13 protein-coding genes and 1 pseudogene are annotated in these 18078 nt (G+C 72.2%); 11 read left to right on the top strand and 3 right to left on the bottom strand.

The features are described from left to right. The first annotated feature begins 31 nt into the window (after positions 1 to 31). Positions 32 to 1636, top strand: coding sequence for a dolichyl-phosphate-mannose--protein mannosyltransferase (locus tag E0504_RS21100; protein ID WP_112106964.1), 1605 nt, complete (start codon positions 32 to 34; stop codon positions 1634 to 1636). Between the two features lie 448 nt (positions 1637 to 2084). Next, positions 2085 to 2285 (top strand): hypothetical protein, encoded by a 201-nt coding sequence (locus E0504_RS21095; RefSeq protein WP_018502051.1) that lies wholly within the window; start codon positions 2085 to 2087, stop codon positions 2283 to 2285. Positions 2286 to 2348: 63 nt separating this feature from the next. Here E0504_RS21095 and E0504_RS21090 read toward each other — a convergent pair whose 3' ends face one another. Then, positions 2349 to 3695, bottom strand: coding sequence for a hypothetical protein (locus E0504_RS21090; RefSeq protein ID WP_131625743.1), 1347 nt, complete (start codon positions 3693 to 3695; stop codon positions 2349 to 2351). A 390-nt stretch (positions 3696 to 4085) separates the two neighbouring features. Between E0504_RS21090 and E0504_RS21085 the strand changes: the two genes are divergently transcribed. From E0504_RS21085 to E0504_RS21055, 7 genes are all read left to right on the top strand, one after another. Beyond that, the gene (locus tag E0504_RS21085) at positions 4086 to 5870 is read left to right on the top strand and encodes a glycoside hydrolase family 15 protein (protein ID WP_071059120.1); all 1785 of its coding nucleotides are present in this window, start codon (positions 4086 to 4088) and stop codon (positions 5868 to 5870) included. A gap of 206 nt (positions 5871 to 6076) precedes the next feature. Continuing rightward, on the top strand, positions 6077 to 7732 hold the full coding sequence (locus E0504_RS21080) for a hypothetical protein (RefSeq protein ID WP_112106972.1): 1656 nt from the start codon (positions 6077 to 6079) through the stop codon (positions 7730 to 7732). Positions 7733 to 7761: 29 nt separating this feature from the next. Further along, positions 7762 to 8196, top strand: a complete 435-nt coding sequence (locus E0504_RS21075) for a hypothetical protein (RefSeq protein ID WP_071059118.1) — start codon at positions 7762 to 7764, stop codon at positions 8194 to 8196. A 207-nt stretch (positions 8197 to 8403) separates the two neighbouring features. Continuing rightward, a complete protein-coding gene (locus E0504_RS21070; RefSeq protein ID WP_112106965.1) occupies positions 8404 to 9900 on the top strand; it encodes an FHA domain-containing protein in 1497 nt (498 codons plus the stop codon). Between the two features lie 164 nt (positions 9901 to 10064). Then, positions 10065 to 10991, top strand: a complete 927-nt coding sequence (locus E0504_RS21065; RefSeq protein ID WP_235014162.1) for a DUF305 domain-containing protein — start codon at positions 10065 to 10067, stop codon at positions 10989 to 10991. A 256-nt stretch (positions 10992 to 11247) separates the two neighbouring features. Next, entirely contained in the window at positions 11248 to 12930 is a 1683-nt protein-coding gene (locus E0504_RS21060; RefSeq protein ID WP_235014164.1) for a SulP family inorganic anion transporter, read from the top strand. A gap of 111 nt (positions 12931 to 13041) precedes the next feature. Continuing rightward, positions 13042 to 13767: a YceI family protein gene (locus tag E0504_RS21055; protein WP_112106968.1), complete on the top strand. Its 726-nt coding sequence runs from the start codon at positions 13042 to 13044 to the stop codon at positions 13765 to 13767. Positions 13768 to 13871: 104 nt separating this feature from the next. Here E0504_RS21055 and E0504_RS21050 read toward each other — a convergent pair whose 3' ends face one another. Both E0504_RS21050 and E0504_RS21045 read right to left on the bottom strand, forming a co-directional pair. Further along, complete coding sequence (locus E0504_RS21050; RefSeq protein ID WP_131625742.1) at positions 13872 to 15695, bottom strand: regulator; 1824 nt, start codon at positions 15693 to 15695, stop codon at positions 13872 to 13874. 23 nt (positions 15696 to 15718) lie between these two features. Then, on the bottom strand, positions 15719 to 16441 hold the full coding sequence (locus E0504_RS21045) for a cysteine hydrolase family protein (RefSeq protein ID WP_071059106.1): 723 nt from the start codon (positions 16439 to 16441) through the stop codon (positions 15719 to 15721). 649 nt (positions 16442 to 17090) lie between these two features. Here E0504_RS21045 and E0504_RS54290 point away from each other — a divergent pair. Together E0504_RS54290 and E0504_RS21040 are read left to right on the top strand one after the other, a co-directional pair. Beyond that, positions 17091 to 17222, top strand: a pseudogene (locus tag E0504_RS54290) (hypothetical protein); the annotation flags it as partial. Positions 17223 to 17291: 69 nt separating this feature from the next. Beyond that, positions 17292 to 18071: an endonuclease domain-containing protein gene (locus E0504_RS21040; protein WP_243657566.1), complete on the top strand. Its 780-nt coding sequence runs from the start codon at positions 17292 to 17294 to the stop codon at positions 18069 to 18071. The last annotated feature ends 7 nt before the right edge of the window (positions 18072 to 18078 follow it).

The following is an 18078-nucleotide window of genomic DNA, read 5'->3' as shown; positions in this document are numbered from 1 at the left end:
CTGCCAGGGGGCAGGACCTACCCTGATCGGTGTGACGGCGACGACGGCGCACCTACCCCGTTCCGAGACTGGCGCATCGGAGCCCAGCCGCCCGGAACCGGCCACTGCCGCCAGAACCGGCCGTACGCCGCGCGAGCGGCTGTGCCCGCCGATGCCCGGCGACCGCGCCGTCGGATGGCTGGCGCCCCTGTTCGTCGCGGTGACCGCCGGGATCCTGCGGTTCTGGCGGATCACCGAGCCCCGCGGGCTGTACTTCGACGAGGTCTATTACGTCAAGGACGCCTGGGGCCTCATGACCGCCGGGTACGAGATCAACTCGAAGACCTGTGACGGGCCCGCCTACGTCGTCCACCCGCCGTTCGGCAAGTGGCTCATGGCCGCGTCGCAGTGGCTGTTCGGCTACGTCGACTGCGCGGGCACCCCGCACGGCAGCCCCGAGCTGGGCTGGCGCTTCTCGTCCGCGCTCGCGGGCACGCTGGCGGTGCTCGTGCTCGCCCGCGCGGCCCGCCGGATGTTCCGTTCGACGGTGCTCGGCTGCTTCGCCGGCCTTCTGCTCTCCATGGACGGGCTGGAGTTCGTGCAGAGCCGGATCGGCATCCTCGACATCTTCCTGATGACGGGCATCGTCATCGCCCTGGCCTGCCTGGTGCACGACCGTGACGACGGCCGGCGCCGGCTCGCCGACCGCCTCGACCAGGCCGCGGCCGGCGCCGGCCCGACGCCGGCCGACACGCGGTTCGGCCCCCGGCTCGGCCTGCGCCCGTGGCGGCTCGCGATGGGCGTGGCCCTCGGCGCGTCCATGGGGGTCAAGTGGAGCGCGCTGTACACGATCGTCGGCTTCGCCGCGCTCGCGCTGGCCTGGGACGTCGGTGCCCGCCGCACTGCCGGCGCCCACTCCCCCGTGCTGGGCGCACTGCGCCGGGACCTGCCCGGATGGCTGACGGGCTGCGTCGCGGTGCCCGTCGTGACCTTCCTGGCGACCTGGACGGGCTGGTTCGTCACCGACGGCGGCTGGTACCGCGACCGGCACGGGCACGGTTTCCTCGCCGCCTGGCACGGCTGGTGGGACTACCAGATGGAGGTGCTGCACTTCCACGAGGGCCTGTCCGACTCGCACCCGTTCCGGTCGACCCCGATGAGCTGGCTGGTACTCGGCCGGCCGATCGCCTACTTCTACAGCTCCCCCGCGTATGGCGCCGAGGGCTGCACGGCGGTCAACGGCTGCTCGCGGGAGGTCATCGCGCTGGGCAACCCCGCCGTGTGGTGGGGCGGGACGGCGGCGCTGGTCGGCTCGCTGGCGCTGTGGGTGCGCGCCCGTGACTGGCGGGCGGCACTGGTGCTCGTCGGCTTCGGCTCGGCGTTCCTGCCCTGGCTGCTGTTCCCCAGCCGGACGATGTTCTTCTTCTACGCGCTGCCCTCGCTGCCGTTCCTGGTGCTGGGGCTGACGGCGATGGCAGGGCTGGCCCTCGGGCCGCGCGACGCGTCCGAGACCAGGCGGCTCGCCGGCGCGCTGTCCGTCGGCGTGTACACGGTGATCGTGGTCCTGTTGTTCGCCTACTTCTACCCGATCCTGGCCGCCGAGGTGATTCCTTATTCATCTTGGCGAATACGTATGTGGTTTCCCGGGTGGATCTGACGGAATCAGCCCCGGACAGGGCCTCCACCCAGGGCGGGAGCGCCCGGAGAGAGCCGCCCGGGGCCCGCCGATCGGCGTGACGGCGGGCGCCAGCCACGACAAACAGACCACAGCCGTGTCTCATGTCACCTTTGCCGGAAAGTCCCCCTACCGGCGGCCACATCATGAAGTGGCACCATCACTGAGAGAAGGTCTTGGCAGAGTAAGGCCGGTACGGGGGAGACATTTCGACATGGCCAGTCACCGAAAGTCCACACCGACGGTAGCTAGCAGCAGCACACCACCGCCGAACGAGGGGGGTCACGCACGCCCCGACAACCCGATCGGGGATCGTGGATCGGTCACCACGTCCCTTGGCCGCGGAGACGGGGAGGCCCTGACAGGTCTCCTCGACACGATCGGTCACCGGCCACGGGTGTCCGGGGGACCAGGACTGAGAGGAAAGAGCATGGCGGATGTGTCGGTGCGCTTCGCGATGACCGATGACAGCGAGATCGTTCTGAACCTCTCGCTCACCCAGGCGATCCGTCTCACCGAGGCGATCGCGTCCAAGGTCAGCCAGGCCATGACCGAACAGCCGCGGGCCGGCATGAACGGCAGCAACGCCTACGGCCCAGGTGTGCGTCCGGGGCCGTACTCGACCTCCTGAGTCCCCACCGGGCAGCGTCCCGGCGAAACCTTGGGCGGCGCCGGCCGGGTGCGGCGCCGCCCGTCACCGCAGCGGGTACCCCGACGGCGGTCCGGCGGGCGGCCCCGCACCCGGCCGGCCGGGGGTTCCCACCACCACGTCGGGACGTACCCGATCAGCCCGCACGGCGTCGCCGCGGGCCGCTTCACCGCGGGCCGCTTCAGCCCGCATCGCTTCGGCCCGCTGTATTTCGGCTCGCAGTATCTCTGCCCGCAGCGTTTCGGCCCTCGCCATCTCCAGGCGCGCCGCCTCCGATCGGCCGAGGTCCGAGCGGTCAGGATCCGAGCGGTCGAGGTCCGAACGCCCAGGGCCAGACCGGCCGACGTCGGACCGTGCCGGATCGACGCGTCCGACGAAGACATCGGGCCGCGGCGCCTCGCGCCGAGCCGGGTCCGCCTGGCGTCCCACCTCGGCGACCGGCCGGTCCCCACCAGGGCTCCCGACCGTCACGTCCTGGTTCCCCACCGCCACGGGATGCCCCGGCCCGGAGCCCGCCACGAGCACGTCGGGGCGCCGCGCCGTCGGCGGACGTCCACCGGCGGGCAGCCCGGCCGCGCCGCCGGGAACGCCCGCGGGAGCCTCGGGCCGCCCCACAGCCACATCGGCCCGCCCGACAGCGACCTCGGAACGCCCCCCGGCCATGTCGGTACGCCCAGCGCCGCGCGCGCCCCCGGCATCGGCACGGGCGGCGTCCAGCCGGGCCGCGTCGAGGCGCGCGATGTCCCGGCGGGCGGCGTCCAGACGGGCGGCGGCATCGCGGCGCGCGGCGTCCGGGCCCGCGGGATCCAGGCGCGCGGAGTCCAGGTGCGGGACGTCGTCCGGCGGCGGGCCGGTGAGCTCGGCTATCAGCGCGTTCAGCAGGCTCAGGTCGCGGCGGCGGATCTCCGCCGCCGACGCGGCGTCGCCGTGGCCCGGGGCCAGCGCCGCGCGCACCCGGCCAAGCCGGGCACGCAGCGCGCCGACGTCCGCCGCGGCCAGCAGCCCCTCCCGCAGCACCAGGACGACGTGGCCCCCGTGGTCGACGACGTCGAAGGGCTGGCTCATCTCCATCGTGACCACCCGGATGCCCACCGGGGCCTCCTGGTCGTAGACCAGGCAGAGCTTGTCCTCGGCGAGGACCTCCGCGGAGCCGTCGTCCCACAGCACCGTCGCCCGGGCGGTCGACGGCGCGGCCGAGGGCACCGCATCGACCCGGACGCCGCCCCCGACCGGCTGCGCCTCCTCGTGTGACGCCGGATGCACGGACAGCACCGTGCCACGACGAGACCACACCCCGCCGCCAAGATCGTCCACCGGGAAAACCCGGTCGCCACGGGCGAACATGACAAGGCTGGCTCGACCGTCCGCGATGGTCGGCAGCTGCTCGGTCATGGCGCGATCGTAGGGCGCCCGCCCAGGCACCGGGCACCCGAGACCCTCCACAGCCCGCCGGGCCCTCCGCCGCACCCCCGTCCCGCGACGGTCGCCGCAGCGGCGACTTCACCGTCAGAACAGGGACTTCCGCCCCGGGCCACCTGCCCGGAGCCCCCCGCGCCGGGCTACTCCCGGCCTACCCCGATCGGGTAGTGGGGGGCACTTTCGGCGGTGGCCGCCGGCCTGGCGGGACGGGCGGGATGGCCTGCCCGCTGGGATACCTTCGGCTGACCACGCCGAAGTGGGCTGCAGTGACCACTCCCCGAGGCGACGCACCGCCCGCCCGGGGGCTTCCCGCAAGGCCCGTCCTCCGGCCGCGCCCGGACATCCCCACCCGCGGAGGTCCGCATGCCCGCATCCGACTACCCGCCGATCGAGGAGCACGCGGTCATCGGCGACCTGCGCACCGTGGCCCTGGTCGCCACGGACGGCACGATCGACTGGTACTGCCCGCAGCGCTTCGACGGCCCGTCGGTCTTCGCGAGCCTGCTCGACGCCGACCGCGGCGGCTCCTTCCGCATCCACTGCTCGCAGTCGAAGGCCAAGCAGCTCTACCTGCCCGACTCGAACGTCCTGATGACCCGCTTCCTCACGCCGCACTCGGTGGGCGAGGTCGTCGACTTCATGGTCCCGGTCGACAACGACCTGACCGAGACGCCGCACGTGGTCGTCCGCCAGGCCCGCGCCGTGCGCGGCACCGCCGGGTTCCGGCTGCGCTGCGACCCCCGGTTCGACTACGGGCGGGCCTCCCACACGGTGACGCTGGTGCCCGGCGCCGGCGCGGTCTTCGAGTCGGCCACCGGCACCCTCGTGCTGCGCACGGCGCTGCCGCTGCGGATCGAGGGCACCGCGGTCGCCTGCGACTTCGAGCTGACGATGGGCGAGACGGCCGACATCGTCCTCGAGTGGGACTCCCGCATCCGCCCGCTGCAGCCCGGCGAGGCCGACAACCTGTTCACCCGGACGCTGGAGTACTGGCAGACGTGGGTGCGCCGGGGCCGGTACCACGGCCGTTGGCGGGAAATGGTGCTGCGCTCGGCGCTGGTGCTCAAGCTGCTGGTCTACCGCCCGACCGGAGCACTCATCGCGGCGCCGACCACCTCCCTGCCGGAGGAGCTGGGCGGGGTGCGCAACTGGGACTACCGCTACACCTGGATCCGCGACGCGGCGTTCACCACCTACGCGCTGATGGCCCTCGGGTTCACCGAGGAGGCCGCCGCGTTCATGGACTGGCTCGAGCAGCGCTGCAAGGAGGCGCCGCCCGAGCTCGGCCTGGGCGTGCTGTACAGCGTCGACGGCAACGCCGACCTGGACGAGATCGTCCTCGACCATCTCGAGGGCTACCGGGGCTCGAGGCCGGTGCGCATCGGCAACGGCGCCGCCGGCCAGCTCCAGATCGACATCTACGGCGAGCTGATGGACTCGGTGTACCTGTACAACAAGCAGGTCCCGATCTCCTTCGGGCTGTGGGAGGCGCTCGGCCGTCAGCTCGACTGGCTGGCCAGGCACTGGGAACAGCCCGACGAGGGCATCTGGGAGACCCGGGGCGGACGGCAGCGCTTCACCTACTCGGCGGTCATGACCTGGGTGGCGTTCGAGCGTGCCTGCCGGATCTCCCGGCAGCGCGGTCTGCCCGGGCCCACCAACGACTGGAAGGACCACGCCGGGCGGGCCTACCGGTTCGTCCAGAACGAGGCCTGGGATCCCCGGAAGGGGGCCTACATGGAGTTCCCGGGCTCGCCGCGGCTGGACGCCTCGCTGCTGTGCATGCCGCTCGTGAAGTTCTCCGGCCCGACCGACCCCCGCTTCCTGTCGACGCTGGACCGGGTCGGCTCGGAGCTGGTGAGCGACAGCCTGGTGCGCAGGTACGCCGCGGACGGCAGCGACGGCCTGACCGGGGACGAGGGCACGTTCAACCTGTGCTCGTTCTGGTACGTGGAGGCGCTGACCCGTGCCGGCCGCACGACCGAGGCCCGGCTGGTCTTCGAGAAGATGCTCACCTACGCCAACCACGTGGGGCTCTACGCCGAGGAGATCGGCCCCTCCGGCGAGGCCCTGGGCAACTTCCCGCAGGCCTTCACCCACCTGGCCCTGATCAGCGCGGCGATCCACCTGGACCGCGCCCTGGGCTGAGCCGACCGGGCGGTGTCTTGCCTCGGACACCCCGCCCGGAAGGGTCACCGGGCCACCTATCCTGGCAATCCGGTCCCTGGTGGCCCGGTTCTGGCGATCCAGCCCTGGCGGCGGTCCGGTCCCGGTAGTCCGGTCGCGGCGCCGCCGGTCGCACCGGCGCGCGGCGGCAGGCCCGGGTGAGCGCGCCCGGCGAGGAGGTGGAGGCGTTGGTCGGCCCACACCCGCCCGGCGGCCCGGACGACCCGCTCCACGGCCCCACCACCGTGCTCGGCAACTCCGCGGCCCCGCAGGCGCCACCCGTCACAGCACCACCCGCACCAGCCCGGGTGGGCGGGGGCGAGACCCATGGCGACCTCACCCGACGGCTGATCGAGACGTCGGTCTGGACGGACCGCATGCTCGCCGACGCCGGCATCCCCGTCCACGACGCACCCCTGGTCACGGTGGGCGGTGGGATCGGCTCGTTCGTCCTGGTCGACTACCTGCGCATCGCGGGCGCGCCGACCTCGGCGATCCGGGTGCTGTCCAACATCGACACCCCCTGGCAGACCTACCGGTACCTGACCCGGGTCTCGCAGATCCCCGACCACGAGCGCATCCGCTCGGACTCGAGCTCGACCCCGGACAACATCTGGGCCTTCCCGTCCTACGCGGTACGGGAGGCGTTCGCGGCCCGAGGCCTGCGCGGGTTCGTCGAACCGCTGTGGCGGGTCGCGACCGAGCCACTGCTGTCGGACTACTTCACCCCCCGCATCAGGATGGTCTTCGACGGCATGGCCCGGGAGGCCGCCCGGATCTCGTACCCCGAGATGTTGGTCTCCGGGCAGGTGCGGATGGTCCGCCGCCGCGCGGGCGGGGGGTACCTGACCGTCCTCACCCCCCCGGCCGGACGGTCCGCGACGAAGCGGATCGCCTACCGCAGCCGGTACGTCCACCTGGGCGTCGGCTACCCGGGGCTGAAGTTCCTCCCGGACCTGCAGGAGTACCGCTCCCGGTACGGGGACGTGCGGCGGGTCGTCAACGCCTACGAGCCGCACGAGCACGTCTACGACGAGCTGATCCGGCACCCGGCGACCGTCGTGGTGCGCGGGGCGGGCATCGTGGCCTCCCGCATCCTCGACCGGCTGATCACCGACCGCGACCGGCACGGGGCGAGGACGCACATCGTGCACCTGTTCCGCACGTATGTGCGCGGCTCGCACGGCCCCAGCGTGTTCATGCGCCGCCGGGGCGGCGACGGCTGGGCCTACCAGGGGTTCAACTACCCGAAGTCGGTCTGGGGCGGCCAGCTGAAGGCACGCATGCGCATGCTGGAGGGCGACGAGCGTAAGGCGCTCTACGACACGATCGGCGGGACGAACACCCCCCGCCGGCGCCGGTGGCAGGCTCAGCTCGCCCGCGGCCGGCACGAGGGCTGGTATGTGACCCGGGTGGGCGAGGTGGAGCGGCTCACCCCCGGAACGGACGGGACGGTGGTCACCCGGGTCCGCACCGCCGACGGGATGCTGGAGGTGCCGGCGGCGTACGTCATCGACGCCACCGGCCTGGTGGCGGACATCCGCGAGCACCGGGTGCTGGCAGACCTGCTCGACCACTCCGGAGCCGGGCACAACCCGCTCGGCCGGCTGGACGTGGAGCGGACCTTCGAGGTCCGCGGGACCCGCAACGGGCCGGGGCGGCTCTACGCCTCGGGCGCGGCGACCCTCGGCGGCTACTTCCCGGGCGTCGACACCTTCCTCGGTCTGCAGATCGCCGCCCAGGAAATCTGTGACGACCTGGCCGCGGAGGGATTCGTGCCCCGGATAGGGGTGGCACGTTCGGTGTCGCAGTGGGTGCGTTGGATGCGCAACCAACCGGTCTGACGCCGCACACGATCGGAGAAAATCGCCTCATGGTGCCGACCCTGGCCGGACGGCTTCAGACCCGCCTGTTCCTACTCGCCACCGTCGGGGTCGTTCTGACGGCGCTGATCGCCCCGCTGCTGCCCACCGAGGCATCTGCCGGGGCCGCGTGGCGGGCGAGTTTCGGCGTGCTGTGCGCGGTCGCCCTTCTCGGGCTGGGCTGGGAGCTCGTCTACCACGGGCTGCAGCAGTTCCGCTGGGAGAAGGACTGGCCGACGATGTTCGGCCTGCTCACCGCGGTGAACGAGGGCCTGCTGGTGTGGCTGGCAGCGCGGGCGGGCGCCGTTCCGGGTGCGGACGGCGTCGAAGGAAAGGCCTTCCTCGTCCATTTCGGGCTCGTCTGGCTGGCGGTGTGGCTCTGCGCGAACGGCCCGATGCGCGTCCCGTTCCTGCGGTGGCGTTTCCACGGTGGCCGACTACTCTGACGGCGGTGCCGCCGCCTTCCCGGGGCCTTTACCACGTTCGCCGCGGCCGCCGCGCCGCTGCCCCGCCGGTGGGGTCCGCACAGCGACACCGGAGGTTCCAACCACCGCTCTCGCGGCAGGATAAGTGCGGTACGCCGTGCGCGGGTGCCGCTAGTCTGAAGATCGGTACCGTTTGCACGGCGCGGGTGGGCGGCGAAGGGCGAGGCAATGGCGGGACTAGACCGTTTCCGGGTCGTGGTCGGCACGGGGCACGGCGGGCACACGGGCGTGGTCGTCAGACTGCCCGGGGTGCTGGTCGTCGCCCACGTGGGCCGGCCCGAGACCACCGAGACCACCAAGCGGCTGCTTGCCCTGTGCGCCGAGGTGGCCGGCGAGGCCGGCACGGCGGCGACGATGGGCCGCCGCCTCGTCCGCCGCGTCGCCGGACTGCTGGCCGACGCCGATCCGGACCGCGTCCCCGACTTCAGCCTCCTCACGACGGTCAACGACCGGGTCGCCGCGCTCGTCCACGGCGCGATGGACGTCGTCGCGACCGGCCCGTCCCCCGTCTCGCTGTCCGGGGTGGATTCGGCTACCTGGGTCGACCGCCTGCTGCCCGCCGAGATCACCCGGCTGGAGGTCGGGCCGACCGGCACGATCGGCGACGGCGCCCCCACCGGCGGCATCGACGACCTGGGCTTCCCGCTGGACCTGCGGATCGGCGCGGTGCCGGGCACCGCGGTGAGCCTGGTGGCCGACGACTCCCCGGCGCTGCCCGCCCCGAAGGCCTCGACCGACGCGCTGCTGGCCGGCTTCGAGTCGCCGCGCGAGCCGATGACGGGGGCGGCGCCGATCCCCACCTCGGGCGCCCGCATGCCCGACCCGCTCTCCACAGCTCCGCCGGCGCTCACCCCGCTGCTGAGCAAGGAGGAGGAGGCGCACCGGATGCGCGCGGCCGCCGAGCCGACGCAGGCCGCCGACTTCGACGAGCTCGAGGAGGACCCGCCCACGGAGCTCGCCGGTCGGGAGCCGGCGCCCTCCGGGCACTCGTCCGGGCACCAGCACGGGGGCGGGCACAGCTCGATGGGCTCGATGGGCCACACCCCGGGCGGCCCCCCCGGCCTGCACGACGATCTCGGCGACGACCTCGACGACGACCACGACGCCATGACGCAGCTGCCGGGGCAGACCTTCACCGTCTCCGACCTCATCGAGGACGACGAGGCGCAGACGATCCTGCCGAACCCGTCGCAGCCCCAGGTCGAGGGCGTCCTGTGCGCCCACGGCCACTTCAACCACCCGCAGGCGCCCTACTGCGCCGAGTGCGGCCTCTCGCTGGCCCAGCAGACGAACCGGACGGTGCTCGGCCCCCGGCCGGCGGTGGGCGTCCTGGTGTTCGACGACGGCCAGACCGTCAACGTCGACATGGACCTGGTGATCGGGCGTCAGCCGGACCGCGACGAGGCCGTCCGCGCCGGCAACGCGCGCCCGCTGCCCGTCGAGGACGGCGAGAGCGCCGTGTCCCGGGTCCACGCGGTGATCACCCTGACCGGGTGGGACGCGGTCATCACCGACCGCGGGTCGGCGAACGGCACCTACATCGCCCCGCCGGAGGCGACGGTGTGGACCCCGCTGAACCCGCACCAGCCCGCCCCGCTCGTCCCCGGGACCCGCGTCCAGGTCGGCAAGCGGACCTTCGTCTTCAACTCACACCTGCAGGTCTGAGCGCCCCGGGAAGCGTCCCGGGACGGCCGGCCCCCTGCCGGCCGGATACTCACCGGGGGCCGGGTGACCTGGCCGCGCGGGCGGTTCGCCCCTGACCGGGCGCCGTCCGTGGGCCACACTGGACGGTGATGAGCCGAGCCGACGAAGACCGGGGCGTGAGCGCCATGCCACGTGACAGCAGAACCGCAGACGGCACACGCGCCGAGACCGACGCGGCGGCGCCCAGGGCCTCCACCGCGGCCTCCACCGCGACCAAGCCTTCCGGTATGACCCCCACCGTGACCGAGGCCGCCGGGTTGCCCGACGCAGCGGAGGCCGAGCGGACGAGCCCCGGAAGCGACGAGGACGTCCTCGTCGGCGCGGCCGGAAGCGGGCCGGCGGGGGCACGGGCCGACCGCGCGCCGGCCTGGGTCCGGCTCTGGTGGACGCCGCTCGTCCTGTTCGCCGTCCTCGGGCTGCTCGCCGGCGGCGCCGGCCTGCGCGTGCTGCTGGACCGTCCGCCCGCCGACAACTCGGTCGACGTGGGCTTCGCCCGGGACATGTCCGAGCACCACTCCCAGGCCGTCCAGATGGCGATGGTCGAGTTCAACCACGGAGGCAATGCGGACGTCCGCAACATGGCCCAGGACATCGCGCTCAGCCAGCAGCGGGAGATCGGCGTCATGGACGCGTGGCTGTCCGGCTGGGGCCGTACCTCGACGTCCGCCAACGCGCCCATGGCCTGGATGGCCGATGACAGCGCCGGCGGCCACGGCGACCACGGCACCGCGGGGACCGGCGCGATGACCGACGGAACCATGCCCGGCGGCGGCATGACCGGTAGGACCGGGGAGACCGTGCGGATGCCGGGCATGGCGACCGAGTCCGAGCTCGGCGCGCTCGCGGCGGCGAGCGGGCGCGACCTGGACGTCCAGTTCCTGACCCTGATGATCCACCACCACCGCGGCGGCGTGGCCATGGCGCAGTACGCCTCGATGCACGCCGACGACGACCGGGTGCGGGCGCTGGCCCGGGCGATGGTGGTCAACCAGGCCTGGGAGATCGACCAGATGCAGCGGTACCTCGAGCAGTTGGGCGCGCCGCGGGCCTGACCCGGAGGGCCCGTAGATCCGGTTTCGAGGGCTTTGTATCGTCATATCTGACCTACCGGAAGAGTTGGGGGACGTCCCCGCCGCCGGGCCGGGATGGCATGCCACCCGTCCGGGCGGGAGAGGCGAGGGTGTCCCGACTCCGGTGGCGTGTGCCCGCCCTGGCGGGACGCCCCGGCGTGCCGACCGGTTCACCGAGGTGACGTCTCGACGCCGCGACGTCACCGCCTCGCGCCTGTGAGAGTTCCGCGTGCCTGAGATGTCCCGGGGCCAGCCCTTGCCCCAGCCCGCCGTTCGCCGTGCCCGCCTTCCCCGGGCCCGGCCACGGCTGGCCGGTGCCCGCTGGGCGGCGCTGGCCGGCGTCCGGTGGGGCGTCCGGTGGCCGGGGCTGCGCGTGGTCCGCGTCGAGCTGCTGGCCGGCCTGGTCACCGCGCTGGCGCTCATCCCGGAGACCATCTCGTTCTCGGTCGTCGCCGGGGTGGATCCCAAGGTCGGCCTGTTCGCGTCGTTCACGATCTCCGTCGTCATCGCCTTCACCGGCGGCCGCCCGGCGATGATCTCGGCGGCGGCGGGCTCGATGGCGCTCGTCGCGGCACCGCTGGTCCGCGACCACGGCCTGGACTACCTGCTCGCGACCACGGTCGGCGTCGGCGTGACGATGTTCGCGCTCGGCCGGCTCGGGGTCGCGCGGCTGATGCGCTTCGTGCCGCGCACGGTGATGATCGGTTTCGTCAACGCACTGGCCATCCTGATCTTCATGGCGCAGATGCCGCACGTCATCGGCGAGTCGCTGCCGGTCTACCTGCTGGTCGGGGCCGGCCTGGCCATCCTGCTCATCGTCCCGCGGCTCACCCGGGCCGTGCCGCCGCCGCTGGTCGCGGTCGGCCTGCTGACCCTGACGACCGTCGCGTTCGACCTGTCGGTGCCGACCGTCGGCGACGAGGGCGCCCTGCCCGGCTCGCTGCCCGTCCCGGGGCTCCCGTCCGTCCCGATGACCTGGGAGACGCTGCGGATCATCGCGCCGTACGTTGTCACGCTCACCGCGGTCGGCCTGCTGGAGACCCTGCTCACCGCGCAGATCGTCGACCGGATGACCGACACCACGCACGACGCCAACCGGGAGGCGTGGGGACTGGGCCTCGCCAACGTCGTCAACGGCTTCCTCGGCGGCATGGCCGGCTGCGCCATGATCGGCCAGACGATGGTCAACGTCTCCTCCGGCGGCCGGACGCGCCTGTCCACCTTCGCCGCCGGCGCCTTCCTGCTCCTTCTCGTGGTCCCGCTGCGGGGGATCGTCGGCGTGATCCCGATGTCCGCCCTGGTGGCGGTCATGATCCTGGTCTCGGTGATGACCTTCGAGTGGCGCAGCGTGGCGCCGTCCACGCTGCGGCGGATGCCGCGCTCGGAGACCCTGGTGATGGTCGCGACCGTCGCGGTGGTCGTGCCCACCCACAACCTGGCGTACGGGGTGCTGGTGGGTGTCGTGCTCTCCGCGCTGCTGTTCACCCGCCGGGTCGCGCACCTCACCGAGGTCACCAGCGTGCTCGACCCGGAGGGGGGCGAGCGCCTCTACGCCGTGGGCGGCCCGGTCTTCTTCGGCTCCAGCAACGACCTGGTGAACGCCTTCGACTACGCCCACGACCCGCCCCGGGTCGTCATCGACCTCGCCGACGCCCAGATCCTGGACTCCGCCGGGGTGGCCGCGTTGGACGACGTCCTGCAGAAGTTCGCCGAGCGTGGCACCACCGTGCACCTGGCCGGCGCGACCGGCGGCACCGAGGCGATGCTCGCCCGGCTCTCGACCGCGCCGCCGGACCGGGCCGCCGGCCGCGAACCGCGTGAACCGTGCCCGGAGGAATCGCCTGGCGCAACGAAGAAATCCCGGCCCCGAACGGCCGACAGACCCGATGCCGAAGCTGGGCCGAGCACGCCCCGACGGTGATCGGGCGGCGTGGGCCGACACGCGCCCGTCGCCGTGCCATCAGGTTTAGCTCAGGTTGCCTGTGCAACATTGCCCCCAGGATGATTGAACCTTCAAGAAGGTAGGTACCTGGTGGCAGACAGCACGCCTCGTAAAAAGCGGCGCTGGCCGCTGATCCTGGTCGGCGCCGTCGTGGCCGTGGCGGTCCTGGTCGTGGGCGGCACCGCGTTCTACATCAACGTGATCAAGGAGGACGCCCCGGAGGAGTTCGCACTCGACGACCCCGGGCCCAGCACCTCGTCCGCCGGTTCCACGGCCGGCGATTCGGTCGACGGCGTGTGGCGGATCACCGACGGGTCCGAGGCCGGCTACCGGGTCGAGGAGGTCCTCTTCGGCCAGAAGACGACCGCCGCGGGCCGCACCTCGGAGGTGTCCGGGTCGATGACCATCGCCGACGACGGCGTCACCGAGGCGCAGTTCGAGGTGCAGATGGCGTCGGTGCGCAGCGACGAGGATCGTCGCGACAACCAGTTCCGCGGCCGGATCATGGACGTCGACACCTATCCGACGTCCCAGTTCACGCTCACCGAGCCGATCGACCTGGGTTCGGTGCCGGCCGCCGACGAGACGCGCACCTACCCGGCCACCGGAACGCTGACCATGCACGGCACCGCCCGCGAGGTGACCATGAACCTGCAGGCCCGCCGCGCCGGCGACCAGATCCAGATCGTCGGCCAGATCCCGGTGACCTTCGCCGACTACGGCATCCCGAACCCGAGCATCCCGGGTATCTCAACCGAGGACCACGGGATCATGGAGGTCTCGCTGAAGTTCGTGCGCGGCGAGCCGACCGAGTAGCTCCTCAGCACGCCCGCCGGGCGATCCGGCTGCTGACACCCCCGGCTGCTGACACCCCCGGCCACGCTGGCCGGCCGGGCCAGGCGGCCGGGGGCGCCCGGCAGTCAGGACGTCGCTGCCGCCGGCTTCCCGGTCGCGGGCTGAGCCGTGGCGGGCTCAGCCGAGGACGGCTCGTCCGCGCCCGGTCGCCCGCCGTTCACGGCCGCCGGCACCGCCGTCGGCGCGGGTTCCGGCACGGCTGCCGGCACGGCTGCCGGCACGGCTGCCGGCGCGGGTTCCGGCACGGCTGCCGGCGCGGCGTCGCCGCGGGAGCGCTGCGGGGGCACGCCGTGCACCCGTTCCAGCTCGATCTCCTCGGCGTCGGGCACCCGCGGCGCGGGCTTCGTCAGGGCCCAGATCGCGCAGACCACCGCGAGGAACAGATAGCCCAGCGCGACCTGGCCGCTGGCGTTCCACTCCACCTTCTCGCCGTGGATCAGGCCGACGAACGCCAGCACCGCGCCGGCCGCGGACGCGATCGTCGCGTGGACGAACCGCTTGTCGATGATGAACGCCACGATCGTGCCCAGGACCAGACCGGCGAGGACGGCCCCGTCGCCGAGGACGTGCAGCCCGTGCAGCAGCACGCTGTTCGCCTCGAGATCGTCGTCGGTGACGGTGAGCTGGACCGACGGGTTGAGGTTGGACGCCACGCCGACCGCGGTGGTCACCGTGTTGTCGATGAGCCCCGCCGCCCAGGACGCGATGTTCGGGATGATCGCCGCCACCACCGCGGCGCCGTGCGCCTTCGGTGACACCTGGAATGCCTGCGCACCGATCAGCAGCCCGATGTAGAGCAGGATCGGCACGATCGCCGGCAGCGGGAGCACCGCGTTGAGCAGGCTGAACATCCCCAGGAAGCACAGCAGCGCGATGACGGCGCCGGTCGCCAGCGAGTACCCCGTCCGGCCACCGGCCGCCTTCCAGCCGGGATGGCCGATGTAGACCGCGGGCGGGAACGGGGAGCCCAGCGCCGCGCCGACGACCGCGCCGAGGCCGTCGGCGAGCAGGATCGGCCGCAGGTTGTAGCTGTCCCCGGCGGACGCGGCACTCTCCACGTTGGTCATGCCCTCGGTGAAGTTGTAGACCCCGAGCGGGATGGCCGTGGCGAGCAGCGGCGAGATGTCGGACAGGCCGTCGATCAGCTTGTCGAAGTGGAACGTCGGCAGCGAGACAGCGATGTCCTTCGCCGCGTCGCCGACCGCGGGGGCGTCCATGAAGCCGCCGATCCAGCCGATCGCCGTCCCCAGCAGCAGCGCGACCGCGCCGATCGGCAGGTTCCACGGCAGCTTCAGGTCGGTGAGCAGCCCGATGAGCAGCAGGCCGAAGACCGGCAGCGCGATCCAGGCGGCGTCCCACATCTGCGCGGCCGGCCGCATCGAGATGAACGCGATGGAGATGCCGGCGAGCGTGCCGAGCATGGCCGCGCGCGGGGCGTAGCGGCGGATCGTCGGGCCGACGAAGGCGCCGATCATGACGATGATCCCGATGATGAACGCCCAGGCGAGGCCCGCCTGCCAGGCGGCCACCGGGTCCTTCGTCTGCAGGTAGATCGGCAACATGATCACGAAGACGACGATGAACATGTGCGGAACGCTCGGCCCGTACGGCATGGCCGTGACGTCGCCACGGCCCTCCTTGAGGGCCAGCCGGCGGCCGAGCCAGGCGTAGAAGAAGTTGCCGAGCAGCATCGCGATGCCCAGCGCGGGCAGGATCGCGCCGAACACGTCCCCCTTGGGGATGTTCACCACGAACAGGCACAGCGACGTCAGGACGATGACGTTGACCAGGACGTTGATGCCCAGGCCGAAGAACGCGTTGGTGTCGCCCTTCGTCCAGTAGGGCAGGTTGACCGACCGCTCGGCCGGCGGGCTTCCGATTTTGATCATGACGGGTACGGTCTCCCTGGGATTCAGGACGCGGCGACGGCGGACGAGGCGACGGCGGAGGCGCCCAGAACCGCGAGGGCGTCGAGGAACTGCTCGGAGGAGGCGACCCAGCCGAAGATCCCGCCCTGCGCGGCGATCATCTCCAGGGCGACCCGCTGGAACTCGGGAAAGTAGGAGCCGACGCAGTCGGAGAGGACGAGGCACTCGTAGCCGCGGTCGTTGGCCTCGCGCACGGTCGTGTGCACGCAGACCTCGGTGGTCACCCCGGTGACGACGAGGCTGGTGATCCCACGCGCTTTCAGGACGTCACCGAACTCGGTGGCGTAGAACGCACCCTTGCCGGGCTTGTCGATGACGGGCTCGCCCTCGGCCGGCGCGAGCTCGTCGATGATGTCCTGGCCGTACTCGCCGCGGATCAGGATGCGTCCCTTGGGGCCCCCGTCACCGATCTTCAGAGTGGCGCCGCCCCGGTTGAGCTTGGCCGGCGGGAGGTCGGAGAGGTCCGGCAGGTGCCCCTCCCGGGTGTGGATCACGGTGAGACCGACGGCCCGGGCCGCGGCGAGCACGGCCGCGAGCGGCTCGATCGTGCTCCGCAGCTGGGAGACGTCATTGCCCAGGCTCTCGCCGAAGCCACCCGGCTCCAGGAAGTCGCGCTGCATGTCGATGAGGACGAGCGCGGTCGTCGCCGGGTCGAACGTGTACTCGTAGGGACGCGCACTCACGGTGAGCGGTGCTGTGGGTGTCATGACGTGTCTTTCGCGCGAAGGGATGGGAGATCCCCTCCGGCCGGCCGGCGCGGGGCCCGTGCGAGGGCCGCCAGGAGGATCAGGTCCAGGGGCGAATCCGCTGCCGGGCGGGCGGATCCGCGCCCCGTCGGCGGTCGGGCGTCCGAAGACCATCCCCCGGTGTGCTGCATGCAGGTCAGGGTCGAGCGCGGTCGTTTCAGCTCACGTCCTGTCACGTAACACGGCGATGAACATGTATCCCGACTTGTATCCATCTCCGTATACAGATCTTGGTGACGGGTCGGCCTCCGACTCCTCCCAGGGCTCGGGGTGCCGGCGCGAGGCGGACCCCGAGGCGGGGACAGCCACCGGCCACAAGGCAGACCGGCCGGTCTCAGCCGCCACCGGCCACAAGGCACACCAGCCGGGCCCAGCCGCCACCACCCCCACGCCAGACCGCCCGCCCGCGGCTGACCCGCGACGCCGTCGCAGAACCGTGGCGGGTGAGTGAGTCCATAGACTCACTCACCCGCCACACTTGCTGCCGGCGCCTTGGATTTCCCCTGAATGGGGTTTGGAGCAATGCGGTCGTGAAGCTGCGGATTTTATCTCGTGGGGTGCCTGTGGATGGGTTTCATCCACAGGCGGAGTGGAGTGGCAATGTGGGGCGATGGATGACACGGGACGCGGGTGGGTGGCGCTGCTTCGGGCTCAGGCTGGTGTTTTCACGGTGGAGCAGGCCGCGGAAAATGGGTTTGATTATTATCGGCTTCGGTGGAAGGTCCGGTCGGGGCGTTGGCGGCGTGTGCACCCGCGGGTGTACTCCGCGCACAGCGGTCCGTTGAGCTGGGCGGCACGGCTGTGGGCGGCGGTGCTGTTCGCCGGTTCCGGCGCGGTGTTGTGTCGGCAGACCGCCGCACATGCCTGGGGCCTCGTCGAGGCGCCGACCCCGATTGTGCATGTGCTTGTGGTCGGCGCCGGTCATCCCAGGGCCACACCGGGCGTGGCCGTGCACCGAACACGCGAGCTTCGCCGCGGGGATGTGTTTCGTTCCCGGGCGCCGACCCGCACCTCGTTTGACCGTACCGTCCTCGACCTGGTCGAGCTGGCGACGCGGCCTGACGACGTCCAGGCGCTTGTGGCGAAGGCGATGCAGCGGGGGCGGACGACACCGGCGCGGTTGGGGCGTGCCCTGGAGCGTAGGCCCCGGCTGCGTCATCGCCGACTTGTCCGTGAGGCTCTGGTGCTCGCGGAGCAGGGCGCGGAGTCGTTGCTGGAGATTCGTCACGAAGAGCTTGGGAGGGCGCACGGCCTGCCGGTCCCGCGGCGCCAGGCACACCACGACCGCGGGAATCGTTCAGCTCGTCTCGATGCCTTTTATGAATCCTACGGTGTCGCGGTCGAGCTGGACGGACGGCTCAGCCATACCGAGGCCCGCCAGTGGTGGGACGACATGGATCGGGACAACAGCCTCCAGACCCAGGGCCTCCTCGTCCTCCGATTCCCCGGATTCATTGTCCTGAACGACCCGTGCAGAGTGGCGGCAACCATCGCCAAGGCCCTCCACTCCCGCGGCTGGACCACCCCCTACCACCCCTGCCCCACCTGCCAAACCACCCCAGACAGGTCCAAGGAAATGTGTGGCGGGTGAGTGAGTC

This window comes from Parafrankia sp. BMG5.11 (assembly GCF_004337455.1).
The sequence above is the reverse complement of the archived record's forward strand: the minus strand, read 5'-3'. Positions and strand labels throughout refer to the sequence as shown.

What these genes read in the sequence shown, in the direction of transcription:
- E0504_RS21090 (WP_131625743.1), bottom strand. Translation starts at nt 3,695, where the DNA reads ATGACCGAGCAGCTGCCGACCATCGCGGACGGTCGAGCCAGCCTTGTC.
- E0504_RS21065 (WP_235014162.1), top strand. Translation starts at nt 10,065, where the DNA reads ATGCCACGTGACAGCAGAACCGCAGACGGCACACGCGCCGAGACCGAC.
- E0504_RS21070 (WP_112106965.1), top strand. Translation starts at nt 8,404, where the DNA reads ATGGCGGGACTAGACCGTTTCCGGGTCGTGGTCGGCACGGGGCACGGC.
- E0504_RS21045 (WP_071059106.1), bottom strand. Translation starts at nt 16,441, where the DNA reads ATGACACCCACAGCACCGCTCACCGTGAGTGCGCGTCCCTACGAGTAC.
- E0504_RS21050 (WP_131625742.1), bottom strand. Translation starts at nt 15,695, where the DNA reads ATGATCAAAATCGGAAGCCCGCCGGCCGAGCGGTCGGTCAACCTGCCC.
- E0504_RS21095 (WP_018502051.1), top strand. Translation starts at nt 2,085, where the DNA reads ATGGCGGATGTGTCGGTGCGCTTCGCGATGACCGATGACAGCGAGATC.
- E0504_RS21085 (WP_071059120.1), top strand. Translation starts at nt 4,086, where the DNA reads ATGCCCGCATCCGACTACCCGCCGATCGAGGAGCACGCGGTCATCGGC.
- E0504_RS21075 (WP_071059118.1), top strand. Translation starts at nt 7,762, where the DNA reads ATGGTGCCGACCCTGGCCGGACGGCTTCAGACCCGCCTGTTCCTACTC.
- E0504_RS21060 (WP_235014164.1), top strand. Translation starts at nt 11,248, where the DNA reads ATGTCCCGGGGCCAGCCCTTGCCCCAGCCCGCCGTTCGCCGTGCCCGC.